This window comes from Luteimonas dalianensis, assembly GCF_049339425.1.
Taxonomy (GTDB): Bacteria; Pseudomonadota; Gammaproteobacteria; order Xanthomonadales; family Xanthomonadaceae; genus Luteimonas; species Luteimonas dalianensis.
In genome coordinates this window covers 223,775-237,338 of record NZ_JBMPPO010000006.1, presented here as the reverse complement: position 1 = coordinate 237,338, position 13,564 = coordinate 223,775, and the positions used below count along the sequence as shown (strand labels likewise).

General features: G+C 70.6%; 17 protein-coding genes. 12 read left to right on the top strand and 5 right to left on the bottom strand.

Annotation, left to right across the window (positions count from 1 at the left end; translation table 11 throughout):
* Positions 1-60 precede the first annotated feature (60 nt).
* The 9 genes from hemA to ACOZ90_RS10705 all read left to right on the top strand — a co-directional run bounded on the left by hemA (position 61) and on the right by ACOZ90_RS10705 (position 7,380).
* Positions 61-1,353, top strand: coding sequence for a glutamyl-tRNA reductase (hemA, locus tag ACOZ90_RS10745; protein WP_422893646.1), 1,293 nt, complete (start codon positions 61-63; stop codon positions 1,351-1,353).
* Positions 1,331-2,419 carry a peptide chain release factor 1 gene (gene prfA, locus ACOZ90_RS10740; protein ID WP_422893645.1) on the top strand — a complete coding sequence of 363 codons (1,089 nt, stop codon included), beginning with the start codon at positions 1,331-1,333 and terminating at the stop codon, positions 2,417-2,419. The genes hemA and prfA overlap by 23 nt, the downstream gene beginning before the upstream one ends.
* Positions 2,420-2,471: 52 nt before the next feature.
* A complete protein-coding gene (gene moaB / locus ACOZ90_RS10735; RefSeq protein ID WP_422893644.1) occupies positions 2,472-2,990 on the top strand; it encodes a molybdenum cofactor biosynthesis protein B in 519 nt (172 codons plus the stop codon).
* A gap of 210 nt (positions 2,991-3,200) precedes the next feature.
* The gene (locus ACOZ90_RS10730) at positions 3,201-3,494 is read left to right on the top strand and encodes a hypothetical protein (protein ID WP_422893643.1); all 294 of its coding nucleotides are present in this window, start codon (positions 3,201-3,203) and stop codon (positions 3,492-3,494) included.
* A 4-nt stretch (positions 3,495-3,498) separates the two neighbouring features.
* Positions 3,499-4,290, top strand: a complete 792-nt coding sequence (gene ppk2 / locus ACOZ90_RS10725) for a polyphosphate kinase 2 (RefSeq protein ID WP_422893642.1) — start codon at positions 3,499-3,501, stop codon at positions 4,288-4,290.
* 102 nt (positions 4,291-4,392) lie between these two features.
* Positions 4,393-4,965 carry an NADPH-dependent FMN reductase gene (locus ACOZ90_RS10720; RefSeq protein ID WP_422893641.1) on the top strand — a complete coding sequence of 191 codons (573 nt, stop codon included), beginning with the start codon at positions 4,393-4,395 and terminating at the stop codon, positions 4,963-4,965.
* A gap of 117 nt (positions 4,966-5,082) precedes the next feature.
* Positions 5,083-6,195, top strand: coding sequence for an alkene reductase (locus ACOZ90_RS10715; RefSeq protein ID WP_422893640.1), 1,113 nt, complete (start codon positions 5,083-5,085; stop codon positions 6,193-6,195).
* Positions 6,196-6,437: 242 nt separating this feature from the next.
* The gene (locus ACOZ90_RS10710) at positions 6,438-6,602 is read left to right on the top strand and encodes a hypothetical protein (protein ID WP_422893639.1); all 165 of its coding nucleotides are present in this window, start codon (positions 6,438-6,440) and stop codon (positions 6,600-6,602) included.
* A 73-nt stretch (positions 6,603-6,675) separates the two neighbouring features.
* Complete coding sequence (locus ACOZ90_RS10705) at positions 6,676-7,380, top strand: pirin family protein (RefSeq protein WP_422893638.1); 705 nt, start codon at positions 6,676-6,678, stop codon at positions 7,378-7,380.
* A gap of 58 nt (positions 7,381-7,438) precedes the next feature.
* Here ACOZ90_RS10705 and ACOZ90_RS10700 read toward each other — a convergent pair whose 3' ends face one another.
* The 3 genes from ACOZ90_RS10700 to ACOZ90_RS10690 are packed head-to-tail and all read right to left on the bottom strand — an operon-like array spanning position 7,439 to position 9,569.
* Positions 7,439-7,708 (bottom strand): acylphosphatase, encoded by a 270-nt coding sequence (locus tag ACOZ90_RS10700; RefSeq protein ID WP_422893637.1) that lies wholly within the window; start codon positions 7,706-7,708, stop codon positions 7,439-7,441.
* On the bottom strand, positions 7,705-8,298 hold the full coding sequence (locus ACOZ90_RS10695) for a TlpA family protein disulfide reductase (protein ID WP_422893636.1): 594 nt from the start codon (positions 8,296-8,298) through the stop codon (positions 7,705-7,707). Before ACOZ90_RS10695 ends, ACOZ90_RS10700 begins: the two co-directional genes overlap by 4 nt.
* Positions 8,295-9,569, bottom strand: coding sequence for a YihY family inner membrane protein (locus ACOZ90_RS10690; RefSeq protein WP_422893635.1), 1,275 nt, complete (start codon positions 9,567-9,569; stop codon positions 8,295-8,297). Before ACOZ90_RS10690 ends, ACOZ90_RS10695 begins: the two co-directional genes overlap by 4 nt.
* Positions 9,570-9,660: 91 nt before the next feature.
* Here ACOZ90_RS10690 and wrbA point away from each other — a divergent pair, with 91 nt between their 5' ends.
* The 3 genes from wrbA to ACOZ90_RS10675 are packed head-to-tail and all read left to right on the top strand — an operon-like array spanning position 9,661 to position 11,135.
* On the top strand, positions 9,661-10,254 hold the full coding sequence (wrbA, locus tag ACOZ90_RS10685) for an NAD(P)H:quinone oxidoreductase (protein ID WP_422893634.1): 594 nt from the start codon (positions 9,661-9,663) through the stop codon (positions 10,252-10,254).
* Positions 10,251-10,613 (top strand): DUF2069 domain-containing protein, encoded by a 363-nt coding sequence (locus tag ACOZ90_RS10680; RefSeq protein ID WP_422893633.1) that lies wholly within the window; start codon positions 10,251-10,253, stop codon positions 10,611-10,613. Before wrbA ends, ACOZ90_RS10680 begins: the two co-directional genes overlap by 4 nt.
* Before the next feature lie 36 nt (positions 10,614-10,649).
* A complete protein-coding gene (locus ACOZ90_RS10675) occupies positions 10,650-11,135 on the top strand; it encodes an asparaginase domain-containing protein (protein WP_422893632.1) in 486 nt (161 codons plus the stop codon).
* A 9-nt stretch (positions 11,136-11,144) separates the two neighbouring features.
* On the opposite strand, the gene ACOZ90_RS10670 is transcribed toward ACOZ90_RS10675, so the two are convergent.
* Complete coding sequence (locus ACOZ90_RS10670; RefSeq protein ID WP_422893631.1) at positions 11,145-11,486, bottom strand: hypothetical protein; 342 nt, start codon at positions 11,484-11,486, stop codon at positions 11,145-11,147.
* Positions 11,487-11,563: 77 nt separating this feature from the next.
* Positions 11,564-13,465: a S8 family peptidase gene (locus ACOZ90_RS10665; RefSeq protein ID WP_422893630.1), complete on the bottom strand. Its 1,902-nt coding sequence runs from the start codon at positions 13,463-13,465 to the stop codon at positions 11,564-11,566.
* Between the last annotated feature and the right edge of the window lie 99 nt (positions 13,466-13,564).

The following is a 13,564-nucleotide window of genomic DNA, read 5'->3' as shown; positions in this document are numbered from 1 at the left end:
AAAATGGTGGGATCGGAAGCAAGCTTATCGCAAGCCACTGAACGGACACCGCCCCACGCCATGAGCCTGATCGCCCTTGGCATCAACCACCACAGCGCGCCGGTTGCCCTGCGCGAACGCGTTGCGTTCGCCGGCGATGCGCTGCCGCGTGCGCTGGCGGAACTGCGGGCGATGCCGGAGGTTCGAGAGGCGGCACTGCTGTCCACCTGCAACCGCACCGAGCTGTACGCGGTGGCCACCGACGAAGGCGAGGCCATCGCCCGCTGGCTGGCCAGCCGCCCGGAAGGCGGCGGCGACCTGGAGGCCTACCTGTACCGGCACGTGGATGCCGAAGCGGTGCGGCACCTGTTCCGGGTGGCCACCGGCCTGGACTCGCTGGTGCTGGGCGAGCCGCAGATCCTGGGCCAGGTGAAGGAAGCCTGGGTGACCGCGCGCGGTGCCGGCGCGCTGGGCAACCAGCTCGACCGCCTGTTCCAGCAGGCCTTCGTCACCGCCAAGCGCGCCCGCAGCGAGACCCGGATCGGCAACAGCCCGGTGTCGGTGGCCTCGGTGGCGGTGCGCCTGGCGCAGGAATCGTTCGCCCGGCTGGAGGACTCCACCGTATTGCTGGTGGGCGCGGGCGAGACCATCGAACTGGCCGCGCGCCACCTGGTGCAGGCGCGCGCCAAGCGGCTGCTGGTGGCCAACCGCACCCTGGCCCACGCCCAGGACCTGGCCTCCCGCCACGGCGGCGTGGCCCTGCCGCTGGCCGAACTCGACCGCCACCTGGCCCAGGCCGACGTGGTGTTCTCGGCCACCGCCAGCCGCGAGCCGGTGATCACCCGCTCCCACGTGGAGGCCGCGCTGAAGGCCCGCCGGCACCGGCCGATGCTGCTGCTGGACCTGGCGGTGCCGCGCGACATCGCCGCCGACGTGGCCGGGCTCAAGGACGCCTACCTGTACACGGTGGACGACCTGGAGCGCTCGGTGCAGGAAAACCGCCGCAACCGCCGCGAGGCCGCCGACGCGGCCGAGGCGATCGTCGAGCTGCAGGTGGTGCGCTACGCCGAGATGCTCGCCGCCGGCCCGCTCAACGAGCCGCTGCGCAAGCTGCGCGCGCACGGCGAGAACGCACGCGTGGACGCGCTGGACAAGGCGCGCCGCCAGCTTGCCGCCGGGCACGACCCCGAACAGGTGATCGAACATCTGGCCCACGCCCTGACCAACCGCCTGCTGCACGCCCCCACCGCGGCGGTGCGCGAGGCGGCCCGCGGCGGCAACCTGGAGCTGGCCAGCGCCATCGAGCGCATCCTCCACCCCGACCACATGCGCGCCGTGCGCAGGTTGCGCGATGCTGCCGACCCTGCGCCATAAGCTCCAAGCGCTGGCCGAACGCCGCGACGAACTCGAACGCCTGCTCGCCGACCCGGAAGTCGCCGGCGACCAGCAGCGCTTCCGCGCCTATTCGCGCGAGTTCTCCCGCCTGGAACCGCTGGCCACCGCGCTGGCCGAAGAAGCCCGCGCGCGCGACGACCTGGCCGCCGCCGAGGCGATGCGCGGCGACCCGGAGCTGGGCGAGCTGGCCGAAGAGGAGATCGCCGCCGCCAGCGCCCGCCTGCAGGAGCTGGAAGGCGTGCTGCTGGGCCTGCTGGTGCCGCGCGACGCCCGCGACGACGGCGGCCTGTACCTGGAGATCCGCGCCGGCACCGGCGGCGACGAGGCCGCGATCTTCGCCGGCGACCTGCTGCGCATGTACACCCGCTACGCCGAACGCCAGGGCTGGCGGGTGGACGTGGAGTCGGCCAGCCCCGGCGAGCACGGCGGCTTCAAGGAGGTCATCGCCCGGGTCGAGGGCGAAGGCGCCTATGCACGGCTGAAGTTCGAGTCCGGCACCCACCGCGTGCAGCGGGTGCCGGAAACCGAATCCCAGGGCCGCATCCACACCTCGGCCGCCACCGTGGCGATCATCGCCGTGGAAGAGGAAGGCGAGCCGGTGGAGATCAACCCGGCCGACCTGCGCGTGGACACCTTCCGCTCCTCGGGCGCCGGCGGCCAGCACGTCAACAAGACCGACTCGGCGATCCGCATCACCCACCTGCCCAGCGGCATCGTGGTCGAATCGCAGACCGAGCGCTCCCAGCACGCCAACCGCGACAAGGCCATGAAGCGGCTGAAGGCGACCCTGGCCGAGGCCGAGGCCGCGCGCCGCGCCGCCGCCACCGCGCAGGCCCGCAAGCTGCAGGTCGGCAGCGGCGACCGCAGCCAGCGCATCCGCACCTACAACTACCCGCAGGGCCGGATCACCGACCACCGGGTGGAAGGCCTGACCCTGTACGACCTGCCCAATGTGCTCGAAGGCGGCCTGGATCCGCTGGTCGACCGCCTGGCCAGCGAGCACCAGGCCGAGGAACTGGCCAGCATGGCCGACGCGGGCGCCTGATCCGCTCGCGTGCCGCGTGGCGCGGCCCGGCCCGCTCGGCTACGCTTTGCCCATGAGCACATCCGATTCCAGCGTTCCGCTTTCGATCTGCGTGCTGACGGTGTCCGACAGCCGCACCCCCGACAACGACACCTCCGGCGACTGGCTGGCTGCGGCCCTGCAGGCCGAAGGCCACCGCCTGGCCGGCCGCGCCCTGCTGCCGGACAACCGCTACCTGCTGCGCGCGCAGGTGTCGCAGTGGATCGCCGATGACGATATCGACGGCGTCATCGTCACCGGCGGCACCGGCTTCACCGGCCGCGACTCCACCCCCGAGGCGCTGCTGCCGCTGCTGGACAAGGAGATGACCGGCTTCGGCGAGCTGTTCCGGGCGGTTTCGTTCGAGGAGATCGGCACTTCGTCGCTGCAGTCGCGCGCGTTCGCCGGGGTGGCCAACGCCACCTTCGTGTTCTGCGTGCCCGGCTCCACCTCGGCCTGCCGCACGGCCTGGGACAAGATCATCCGCAGCCAGCTCGATTCGCGCACCGGCCCCTGCAACCTGGCCACGCTGCGGCCGCGACTGAAGGAATAGGCCATCCGCCCCGCACCGCCGCGGTCACGGAAGACCGGCCGGGGCCGGCGATGGCTGGCCCCCCTGGCGGGGGCGTGGCTGCTTGCGCTGTGCCTGGCGGGCAGCGCAGCGCTCGCGCAGGAGCCGGGCACCGCCGCCACCGGCGCGGACAGCACCGGGGCAGACGAACAGGCGCAACGCCCCGCCACCACCGAACTGGAGACCGTCCGGGTGATCGAAAAGCGCCCGGAATGGGTGGACCCCTTCGCGTTCCGGCCTACGTTCGATCCCGACGCCAACATGTTCCAGCGCCACTGGAACGAGGCGCCCAGCGTGGAGGACGTCTCGCTCAGCGGCGGCTACCTGCTGCTGGGCATCAACTACGGCCTGTGGAAGGCGGCCGAAGCCGTCACCCGGCTGCCCGGCTGGCAGCACCAGATCCAGCCCGCGGTGGCCCGCCCGCCGCCGCTGGACGACGCCCAGGCCGAGCGGGCCGCGCGCCTGCGCGAGGCCGCGGTAGAGTAGCGGCATGAAGAAACTCAAGCGCAAGCGGTACCGCAAGCTGCTCAAGCCCCTGCAGCACGAGCTGGTGCACATGGCCCACTGGGCCGCGCAGTGCGGGCAGCGGATCGTGGTGGTCTTCGAAGGCCGCGACACCGCCGGCAAGGGCGGCAGCATCAACGCCATCGCCGAACACCTCAACCCGCGCCAGTGCCACGTCGTCGCCCTGCCCAAGCCCAGCGAGCACGAAAGCGCCCAGTGGTACTTCCAGCGCTACGTGCCGCACCTGCCCGCGGCCGGGGAGATCACCCTGTTCGACCGCAGCTGGTACAACCGCGCCGGCGTGGAGAAGGTGATGGGCTTCGCCACGGAGGCACAGGTGGAGCAGTTCCTGAAGCAGGCGCCGGAGTTCGAGCGCCAGCTGGTGGACGACGGCATCCTGCTGTTCAAGTACTGGCTGTGCTGCGACCAGGAGAAGCAGGAGGAGCGCTTCGCCGAACGCGGCGACAACCCGCTCAAACACTGGAAGCTGTCGCCGATCGACGTGGAGGCGCGCAAGCGCTACCACGACTACACCCAGGCCCGGGAGGACATGCTCCAGGCCACCCATACCGGTTTCGCGCCCTGGACACTGGTCGACTTCAACGACCAGCGCCGCGGCCGCCTGACCCTGATCCGCGACCTGCTCGACCGCCTGCCCGACACCCACATGGCGCCCGACGACGTCGAACTGCCGCCGCTCAAGGGCAAGCCGGCCACCGAGCGCTACGGCGTGCTGCAGCCGCTCGCACCCTATCCCGACGAACCCGGCGGTTCCTGACGGCTTGACGGCGGCTTGCCGCCGGCGGTGATAGAAGGAGTGCCTGCGCACGCTCAGCGCCCGGCACGGCTGGCGCAGCCATCCCCATTCCAGGAGACAGGCATGAAGACCTACAACGTGGGCTACCTCGTCGGCAGCCTCGCCACCGAGTCGATCAACCGCAAGCTCGCCAACGCCATGTTCAAGCTGGCGCCCGAACAGCTGAAGTTCCACGAGATCAGCTTCAAGGACCTGCCGCTGTACAGCTACGACTACGACGACGATTACCCCGAGGCAGGCAAGCGGTTCAAGAAGGCGATCGAGGGCTCGGACGCAATCCTGATCGTGACCCCGGAATACAACCGCTCGATCCCCGGCGGCCTGAAGAACGCGATCGACTGGGCCAGCCGCCCGTGGGGCACCAACTCCTTCGCCAACATCCCGTCCGGGGTGATCGGCACTTCGCCCGGTGCGATCGGCACCGCGGTGGGCCAGCAGCACCTGCGCAGCATCCTGGGCTTCCTCAACTCGCCGCAGATGAACGCGCCGGAGGCCTACATCCAGTTCCGCGACGGCATGATCAACGACGCCGGGGAGATCGCCAACGAGGGCACGGCCGACTTCCTGCGCAAGTATCTGGAGGAGTTCCACGAGTTCGTCGCCAGGGTGCTGACCGTGCTGCCGCGCGGCGCCTGACGCAGGCCGGCACCGGGCCGGGGCACTGGCCCGGGATCCTGCGTTCCATCGGGCGGGCTTCAAACGGGCCCGGGAACCCTTAGATTGATGGCATCTGCCACCAGTCCCGGATTTTCCATGTCCAAGCTGTTCCAGACCCATGACCTGCGCGGGCTGAAGCTGCGCAACCGCATCGTGATGGCGCCCATGACCCGCTCGCGGGCGCCCAGCACCGTGCCCGATGCGCTGACGGCGACCTACTACGGCCAGCGCGCGGACGCCGGGCTGATCATCACCGAGGGCGCCCAGGTCTCCGAGCAGGCGCGCGGCTACCTGTTCACGCCCGGCATGCACAGCGCGGCCCAGGTGCAGGGATGGAAGGCCGTCACCGCCGCCGTGCACGAGCGCGGCGGCGCCATCTTCGCCCAGCTCTGGCACGTGGGCCGGGTGGCGCACTGCTCGGTGCAGCCGTTCGAGCGCGCGCCGGTGGCACCGGTGGCGGTGGCCGCGGCCGGCGTGAACGCCTACGGCTACCGCGAGGACGGCACCCCCGGGCAGATGCCCGCCAGCACCCCGCGCGCGCTGGAGACGGATGAGATTCCGAAGGTCACCGCCGATTTCGTGGCCGCGGCCCGCAACGCGATCGAGGCCGGCTTCGACGGCGTGGAAATCCACGGCGCCAACGGCTACCTGTTCGAACAGTTCATCAACGGCGGCCTCAACACCCGCGACGATCGCTATGGCGGAGCGTCGATCGACAACCGCCTGCGCCTGCTGCTGGAAACCACGGACGCGGTCGCCGGGGCGATCGGCAGCCAGCGCACGGGCGTGCGCGTCTCGCCGTTCAACCGCGTGTTCGACATGCCCGCCTTCGACGGCGAGGCGGACACCTGGATGGCGCTTGCGCGCGAGCTGCAGCCGCGCAGCCTGGCCTACGTGCACCTGAGCAACCGCGGCAGCCTGCTCGCCAACGCCGGACGGGACTTCCTCAGGCGATTCCGCCAGGCCTGCGGCGGCACCTTCATCATCGCCGGCAACTACGACAGGGCCGGGGCAGAGGCGGATCTGGACAACGGGTTCGGCGACCTGGTCGCATTCGGCCGGCCGTTCATTTCCAACCCCGACCTGGTCGAGCGCCTGCGCAACGGCTGGCCGCTGGCCGAGGCCGACCCGGCCACGTTCTACGGCGGCGGCGAAGCCGGATATACCGACTACCCGGCATTCAAGGCCGAAGCCGCCGAAACGGCCTAAGCACCCGGTCATCTCCAGAGGCACCCGGGCAACGCGGCCGCCGGGCGCGCCAGCACGCTGTTCTGATCATGCCCTCCGGCCGGACGCCGGGGGCTTTGGGCACGCTACGGCTAATTGATTCCATCAACGGAACAATAGTTTCATACACTGATATTTAATTCCAAAAAAAGAACGATATTCTGGGATCTACCGGTCAGCGCAGCCGCCTTGGCCCCACCACCCCAGCCCCCGGGAGGCATCCCATGAAACGTTTGTCCCACGGCATCCTCGGCATCGCCCTGCTCGCCGGCTGCGCCTACGCCCTCGCCGCTCCGCCGGATCAGCGCAGCGAGCCGCCTGCGCCGGCAGCCAGCCAGCCCGCCGCCGGGCCCGGTGCGGCCGCACCCATCGAAAACGCGAACCCCTGACCTCACCAGACGCGTCGCGCGCGCCTCGCCCTGCGATGGCCGTCCAGACGCCCTCCCCCACGGAGACAACGCCATGATCGAACATCGCCCCTTTGAAACCCTCGGCGGAGCCAACCACGGCTGGCTCGATGCCAAACACCACTTTTCCTTCGCCGGTTACCACGACCCCGCCCGCATCCACTGGGGCGCGCTGCGGGTCTGGAACGACGACACCATCCAGCCGGGCACCGGCTTTCCGGCGCATCCGCACGAGGACATGGAGATCATCACCTATGTCCGCGAAGGCGCGATCACCCACCAGGACAGCCTGGGCAACAAGGGCCGCACGGAGGCCGGCGACGTCCAGGTAATGAGCGCGGGCAGCGGCGTGCGCCACTCCGAATATAACCTGGAGCCGGGCGTCACCCGCATCTTCCAGATCTGGATCTTCCCCAACGAGAAGGGCGGCGCGCCTTCGTGGGGAGCCAAGCCCTTCCCCAGGGGCGAGCGCTCGGGCCGCTTCGTGACCCTGGCCAGCGGCATGGCGGGCGACGAGGACGCGCTTGCGATCCGTACCGACGCGCGGGTGCTCGGCGCCACGCTCAAGGCGGGCGAAAGCACGGAATACCGTTTCGCCGACAGCGGCCGCTTCGGCTACCTGGTGCCGGCCAGCGGCAAGGTCGAGATCGAAGACGTCGTGCTCAACGCACGCGACGGCGCCGCGATCAGCCAGGTGGAAAGCATCCGCGTGACCGCGCTGGAGGATGCCGAGCTGGTGCTGGTGGATACGGCCGGCTGAAGCCGGAACGGAGGCCTCCGATGACGAGGCCTCCAATCATCGAGCCGGAGCCGGTGTCCTAGCGGGTGTGGAACCCTGCCGCCGCCTCTCCGGGGTCGGCGGCGCTGCGCTCCACGCCCGTCACCGCTGCGGCAGGCGGGCCCTGCCGCAGCCACGCGGCCAGCGATTCGACCGCGTCCGCCTCGCCGGCGGCCAGCACCTCCACCCGGCCGTCGTCCAGGTTCGCGGCGTACCCGCGCAGCCCCAGCCGCAGCGCCTGCTCGCGCGTGGAGGCCCGATAGAACACGCCCTGCACCCTGCCGCTGACCAGGAACCGCGCCGCGATCATGGTGCGGTTTCCTCCGGGTCGGCAGGCACCGCCGGCCCACCGGCTTCGGCGATCGCGGCTTCGATCTCCCGGGCGTGGACGGGGCCCAGGAAGCGCCTGGCCACGCTGCCGTCCGGTGCGATCAGCCAGGTCATCGGCAGCCCGCGCGGGGTATCGAAATCCGCCGGCGGGTCGTAGGTGCCGACGATGGCGATCGGATAGGTGACCGGGAACTCGTCCAGGAACGCCTGCATCGCATCGGGCTCGATCTCCTCGTACGCCAGGCCGATCACCTCGATGTGCTCGCGCATGCTCGCCAGCGCGGACAGCTCCGGCATTTCCTCCCGGCACGGCGCGCACCAGGTGGCCCAGTAGTTCACCACCACCCACTTGCCGCGCTGGCCGGCCAGATCCCAGGCGTGGCCGTCCAGGGTGGTGACCTGGAGCGCGGGCATGTCGGGCAAGGCGGGGTCGTCCGCCTCTGCCGGGTCGGCCGCCTGCACCGGCTCCGGCGCGGGCGTGGGCGCTGGCACCTCCGCGGCCTCTTCGCGCTGGCACCCGGCCAGCAGGCCGCAGCCCAGGATCGCAACCAGCCACCAGCGGATCTTCATGTGTCCTCCTTCATCGGTTCATACAGGCTGCCCACCCGCCGCTTGAGGTGTTCGCGCAGGGGGATGCGCAGCTCGTCGACCGCCGCAGCGGCCGCGATGCCGAGCGCATCGTCCCGGCACGGCAGGTGCGCCTCGGCGATCGGCACCCGCAGTTGGCAGGCGTCGTACAGCTCGGCCAGGGTCAGCTCGTCCAGGTCGCGGGCCAGGATCCACTCGCCGCTCTCGGCGCGGGTGACCAGGCTGATCCCGCCCAGCTGGCCCAGCAGCTCCTGGATGAGGCTGTCGGTCAGGCACGGCTCCAGCCGCTGGATCTCGTCGGTGTGCAGCCCGCGCCCCTCGCGGCGCGCCTGGGCGAAGCGCCCGATCAGGCGCAGCAAGCCGAACATCTCGTAGCCCACCGGCAGCCGCATCGCCGCCGGCTGGTAGCGGAACGCCGACACCGAGGCGGCGAACGACGCGCCCAGCAGCACCGAGGCCCAGGCCAGGTAGATCCACAGCAGCAGGATCGGGAAGAACGCGACCTGACCGTAGATGCGCTCATAGGCATCGAAGCTGCCCAGGTACAGCGCGATCAGCCGCTTGAGCACTTCCAGCAGCACCGCCGCCAGCAGCGCACCGGCGAACGCATGCTTCCACTTCACCGTGCGGTGCGGCACCACCCGGTAGATCGCGGCAATCGCCACCAGCTCGATCACGAACGGCGCCGCCCCCACCAGGTTGCGCTGCAGCCAGGCCCCGGACACGGTGCGGAAGATATCCAGCGCGAACACGCTGGTCATCACCGCGATCGAGGCGCTGGCCACCAGCGCGCCCAGGGTCAGCACCGTCCAGTACACCAGGAAGCGCGAGATCTGCGGCCGCGCCGACTTCACCCGCCAGATACGGTTGAACGTGGTCTCCACCCCCTGCAGGGTGATCAGCACCGTCACCACCAGGGTGATCACGCCCACGGCGGTCAGCTGGCCGGTGTTGAGCGAGAACTGCAGCAGGTAGGACTCCACCGCCTGCGCCGCACTGGGCACGAAGTTGGCGAAGATGAAGTCGCGCAGCATCTCGCTCCACTGCTCGAACACCGGGAACGCCGAGAGCACGCCGAACACCACGATCGACAGGGGCACCAGCGCCAGCAGGGTGGTGAACGAAAGCGCGCCGGCCGCTTCGAACAGGCGGTCGTCGAGGAAGCGGCGGCCGAGGAAGCGGGCGAACGAGCGCGCGCGGGCGCGATCAACCAGGTGCTCCTTCCAGCGTTGCAGGGTGGCCAAAGGCTCCATCCGGGCGAGGTTACCCGAAGAGCGGTCACGCCAGCGCACCCGCCCTGGATTGCTGCTTGCTCTATCCTTGGCCGCTTTCACGGAGGCGACGATGGCCGAGATCCTGGTGCTCTACTACAGCCGCAACGGTTCGGTGGCGCGGCTGGCGCGGCAGATCGCCCGTGGCGTGGAGGAAGTGGACGGCGCGAGCGCGCGCCTGCGCACCGTGCCGCCGGTAGCGCCGGTGACGCAGACCGCGGCGCCGCCGGTGCCGGCCGAGGGCGCGCCGTTCGTGGAGGCCGCCGACTTCGACGAGTGCGACGGCCTGCTGCTGGGCAGCCCCACCCGCTTCGGCAACATGGCCGCGCCGCTCAAGCACTGCATCGACGGGCTGGGCGCGCAGTGGGCCAGCGGCACCCTGGTGGGCAAGCCGGCCGGGGTGTTCACTTCCACCACCACCATGCACGGCGGCCAGGAGTCGACCCTGCTGTCGATGCTGGTGCCGCTGCTGCACCACGGCTGCGTCGTGGTGGGGATCCCGTTCACCGAGCCGGCGCTGAGCACCACCCGCAGCGGCGGCACGCCCTATGGCGCCAGCCACGTGGCCGGCAGCGACGACGACCCGCAGCCCACGGACGAAGAAGCGCAGCTTGCGCGCGCCCTGGGCAGGCGGGTGGCGACGCTGGCCGCGAGGCTGGCGCCATGAGCACGCGCACCCTCCGCCTGCTCCACGGCGCCACCCTGCTCGCGCTGGCGGCGCTGTTCGCGGCCTGGTTCCTCGGCCGCGGGCACCTGGCCACCGCGCTGATCGTGTTCATCGCCCCGCCGCTGCTGCTGGCCGTTGGCGTGCTGCGCGGCAGCCGCCTGGCCGGGTTCTGGTCGGGGGTGCTGGGGCTGCTGTGGTTCAGCCACGGGGTGATGGATGCCTGGAGCGACCCGTCCGTGCGCGTGTTCGCGCTGGTCGAAGTGGTGCTGGCGGTGGCGATCGTGCTGCTGGCGAGCTGGCCGGGCCTGTCGGCCCGCTTCGGCCGCAAGCCGGCTCCGCCGCCGGGCCCGGACGGCTAGAATATCCGCCCCTCTGCTGCCGGCTGGACAACCCGAATGGAAGAGCTGCTGATCGTCACCACCGGCGGCACCATCGACAAGGTGTATTTCGACGACAAGTCGGACTTCCAGGTCGGCGAGCCGCAGATCGGGCGGATCCTGCAGGAGCTGGGCGTGGCGTTCCGGTTCCGGGTGATCCCGATCCTGCGCAAGGACTCGCTGCACCTGACCAATGCCGACCGCGGCCTGATCCGCGCCACCATCGCCGCCCAGGCCACCCGACACGTGCTGATCACCCACGGCACCGATTCGATGGTGGAGACGGCGCGCGCGCTGGAGGGACTGGACAAGACCATCGTGCTGACCGGCGCCCTCAACCCGGCCCGCTTCCGCGGCTCGGACGCGGAGTTCAACATCGGCACCGCGGTTGGCGCGGTGCAGTCGCTGCCGGCCGGCACCTGGATCGCCATGAACGGGCGCATCTGGGATCCGGCCAGGGTTCGCAAGAACGTGGACGCCAACCGCTTCGAAGCGGTCGACTGAGCCGGCGTTTCAGGACGCGTCCGGCAACCCGCCCGGCTGCGGGTAAGCCTGCATCAGCCCATCGACTTCCAGGTATTCAAGGTCGGGGTCGGCCGCCAGCGCCTGCATCAGCCGCCGCGCGGCCGCGCGCTGCAGCGGCCGGTCGGCCTTGAACACGTCGGCACCGATGCCGAGCCGGCGCAGCCATGACAGCCGCAGCCCGCCCGCATCGCCCTGCGCCACCGCGGCAGCGGCCCGATCCAGCCGCGCCTGCACCTGCCGGGTGTCGCGACCGGGTTCGCTGTCACCCCGGTACTTGATGATGAAGCGCTGCCAGGGCCCGTCGCCCGGCAGCTCGATGCCCGTGTCCATGACCCACCCGTGTTGCAACAAACGTTGCGGCCACCCCGAGTGTACCGGGGTGGCCGCATGGTCACGCAGTCGCCAGGTCAGTCGTGGCTGGCGGTCAGGGTGACCCCGGAGTACGACTGGTACCCCCGCACGAGCACGTGGTAGGTGCCCGCCTGCGGCGAGGCAGCCGTGCAGCCCTCGTTGTTGCCGGCCCGGTACGGACGGCAGTCATAGGTGGAGGTGGTCGGTGCGGCATTGCGGCGCACGTACAGATCCGCGTCACCGCTGCCACCGCTGATCCGGATGGCGAGGTTGCTGGCACCGGACGGCACGTTGAACGTGTACCGGCGTTCGCTGTTCGCCGCTCCGGACAGGCCGGTGACCGGCACGCCGTTCTGCAGCTGGTTTCCGCCACCGCCGCCCCCGGCCTGGTAGCTGCCGGTCAGGGTCACGCCGGAGAACGAGGAGTAGCCGCGCACCATCACGTGGTACACGCCGGCCTGCGGCGCGTTGAAGGTGCAGGTCTCGTTGTTGCCGGAGCGGTACGGGCGGCAGTCGTACGTGGAGGTGGTCGGCTGCGCGCCGCGGCGCACGTACAGGTCGGCATCCCCGCTGCCACCGGCCATGCTGATGGTCAGGCTGGTGGCGCCCGACGGCACCGTGATCGTCCAGTACTGGGTGCTGCCGCTGCCACCCGAAACGCCCGTCACCGGCACCCCGTTGCCCAGCTCACCGGGACCGGGGCCCGGGCCGGGACCCGGATCACCGCCACCGCCGCCGAACCGGGAGTACAGCAGCCGGTTGGGCGAGCCGCTGCCCGGATTGCCCACCACGCCGGTGGTCGCGTTGGAGTTGATCGCGCTTTCCACCTGGGCCGGGGTCGCGCCCGGGTTGTTGGCCAGGTACAGCGCCGCGGCGCCGGCCACGTGCGGTGCCGCCATCGAAGTGCCGCTGATGGAGTTGGTGGCCGTATTGCTGGTGTGCCAGGCGGAGGTGATCGACGAGCCGGGGGCGAAGATGTTCACGCAGCTGCCGTAGTTGGAGAACGACGAGCGTGCATCGGTGCTGGTGGTCGAGCCGACCGTAATCGCCGAGGTCGAGCGCGCCGGCGAGAAGCTGCAGGCGTTGGCGCTGTCATTGCCCGCGGCGACCACCACCGTGACGCCGGCGTTGCGCATGCGGGTGACGGCCTGGTCGGTCGCGGTGGAGGCACCGCCGCCCAGGCTCATGTTGGCCACCGCCGGCTTGGTGTGGTTGCCGGCGACCCAGTCCATGCCGGCGATCACGCCGGAATTGGTGCCCGAGCCGTTGCAGCCCAGCACCCGCACCGGGTACAGCCTGACCTGCTTCGCCGCGCCCCAGGTCGCGCCGCCGACGGTGCCGGCCACGTGGGTGCCGTGGCCGTTGCAGTCGTTGCTGCCGCGGCCGTCGTTGATCGCGCTGTAGCCGCTGCCCACGCGGCCACCGAAATCGTTGTGGGAGGCACGGATGCCGGTGTCGATCACGTAGGCATGCACGTTGGACGCGGTGGTGTCGTACACATAGGTGCCGTTGAGCGGCCGGTTGCGCTGGTCGATGCGATCCAGGCCCCAGGTCGCGTTGTTCTGGGTGGCCGAAATGCTGACGATGCCGTCCTCTTCGACGAATTCGACCCGCGGGTCGGCAAGCAGGCGCGCCAGCGCCCTGTCATCGGCACGGGCCACGAACCCGCGCAACACGTTCTCATACGAGTGCACGACGTCCAGGCGATGCGAACGCGCCAGCGACGTGGCGACTTCGGCGACCTGCGGACGGGCAGCCTGGGGCCCCATCTGCAGCGCCTCGCTTGCCAGCGCGGCGGTGTCTTCCTTCAGAACCACGATGTACTGCCCCCTGATCGGCTTCTGCGCCAGCTGCAGGTTGGACAGCTCGTCCGCGGCATATGCGGACATCGAAAGGGAAAGCGCGGTCGCGGCGGCGAGCGCCTTGACCTGCATTGGCAATCCGGTTGCAAGCTTCATCTTGTAGCCTCCCACGATATTGAGCCAAAGGCCGCGGTTGTCCCGCGGACGCGGTTGTCGCACCGGCATGGCTGGATCCCGCCTGCGCCCCCGATCGCC

Coding starts and splice junctions, on each gene's coding strand:
- ACOZ90_RS10665 (WP_422893630.1), bottom strand. CDS start 13,465: ATGAAGCTTGCAACCGGATTGCCAATGCAGGTCAAGGCGCTCGCCGCC.
- moaB (WP_422893644.1), top strand. CDS start 2,472: ATGAGCACATCCGATTCCAGCGTTCCGCTTTCGATCTGCGTGCTGACG.
- ppk2 (WP_422893642.1), top strand. CDS start 3,499: ATGAAGAAACTCAAGCGCAAGCGGTACCGCAAGCTGCTCAAGCCCCTG.
- ACOZ90_RS10675 (WP_422893632.1), top strand. CDS start 10,650: ATGGAAGAGCTGCTGATCGTCACCACCGGCGGCACCATCGACAAGGTG.
- ACOZ90_RS10720 (WP_422893641.1), top strand. CDS start 4,393: ATGAAGACCTACAACGTGGGCTACCTCGTCGGCAGCCTCGCCACCGAG.
- ACOZ90_RS10680 (WP_422893633.1), top strand. CDS start 10,251: ATGAGCACGCGCACCCTCCGCCTGCTCCACGGCGCCACCCTGCTCGCG.
- hemA (WP_422893646.1), top strand. CDS start 61: ATGAGCCTGATCGCCCTTGGCATCAACCACCACAGCGCGCCGGTTGCC.
- prfA (WP_422893645.1), top strand. CDS start 1,331: ATGCTGCCGACCCTGCGCCATAAGCTCCAAGCGCTGGCCGAACGCCGC.
- ACOZ90_RS10670 (WP_422893631.1), bottom strand. CDS start 11,486: ATGGACACGGGCATCGAGCTGCCGGGCGACGGGCCCTGGCAGCGCTTC.
- ACOZ90_RS10695 (WP_422893636.1), bottom strand. CDS start 8,298: ATGAAGATCCGCTGGTGGCTGGTTGCGATCCTGGGCTGCGGCCTGCTG.
- ACOZ90_RS10700 (WP_422893637.1), bottom strand. CDS start 7,708: ATGATCGCGGCGCGGTTCCTGGTCAGCGGCAGGGTGCAGGGCGTGTTC.
- ACOZ90_RS10690 (WP_422893635.1), bottom strand. CDS start 9,569: ATGGAGCCTTTGGCCACCCTGCAACGCTGGAAGGAGCACCTGGTTGAT.
- wrbA (WP_422893634.1), top strand. CDS start 9,661: ATGGCCGAGATCCTGGTGCTCTACTACAGCCGCAACGGTTCGGTGGCG.
- ACOZ90_RS10705 (WP_422893638.1), top strand. CDS start 6,676: ATGATCGAACATCGCCCCTTTGAAACCCTCGGCGGAGCCAACCACGGC.
- ACOZ90_RS10710 (WP_422893639.1), top strand. CDS start 6,438: ATGAAACGTTTGTCCCACGGCATCCTCGGCATCGCCCTGCTCGCCGGC.
- ACOZ90_RS10715 (WP_422893640.1), top strand. CDS start 5,083: ATGTCCAAGCTGTTCCAGACCCATGACCTGCGCGGGCTGAAGCTGCGC.